At 62.0% G+C, this 584-nt stretch carries 1 protein-coding gene; it reads left to right on the top strand.

What is annotated here, in order from left to right:
- Nucleotides 1-385, top strand: a 385-nt coding sequence (locus VE25_RS22955; RefSeq protein WP_201776068.1) for a hypothetical protein, incomplete at its 5' end; no start/stop codon positions are given.
- Between the last annotated feature and the right edge of the window lie 199 nt (nt 386-584).

The following is a 584-nucleotide window of genomic DNA, read 5'->3' as shown; positions in this document are numbered from 1 at the left end:
GAGGGGGGGGGGAAAGGGGAGGGGAAAGAAGGAAAGGGGGGGGGAAAAGAGGGAGAAGGGGGGAAGGGAGGGGGGGAGGGGAGGGGGGGGAAAAGGGAGAAAGGAAGGGAGGGGGGGGGGAAAGGGGGGGGGAAAAGGGAAGAAAGAGAAGAGAAGAGAGAGAGGAGGAAAGAGAGGGGAGAAGGAGAAAGGAAGGAGGAGGAAAAAAGGGGGAAGGGAGAGGGGAGAGAGGAGGGAAAGGAGGAAGAGAGGGGAGAGGAAAAGGAGGAAGAAGGGGAGGAAGGGAGGAAGAGAAAAGGGGAGGGGAGAGATAAGCGGGAAAACGGGGGGACAGGACGGCGAAGGGAGGGAAGAAGCAAGAGATGTGGTAGAGGGAGCAAGGTAGGAGGGGGGGTGGGAGAACGAGGCGTCGTCAGACACGATGCGGCAGGGGAGGAAGAGCAGGAAGGGGACCGGAAGGAGGGGGGGGGGGAGGGGGGGGGAAGCGGGATGGGGCAGAAGGAAGGGGTAGAGAGGAAACTGACGCAGTAAGAGAAAAAGAGGAGCAGGGGGGAGGAAAGCGGGCAGGGGGCGGGGATGAAGAG

It is taken from the genome of Devosia geojensis (genome assembly GCF_000969415.1).
Lineage (GTDB): Bacteria > Pseudomonadota > Alphaproteobacteria > Rhizobiales > Devosiaceae > Devosia > Devosia geojensis.
The sequence above is the reverse complement of the archived record's forward strand: the minus strand, read 5'-3'. Positions and strand labels throughout refer to the sequence as shown.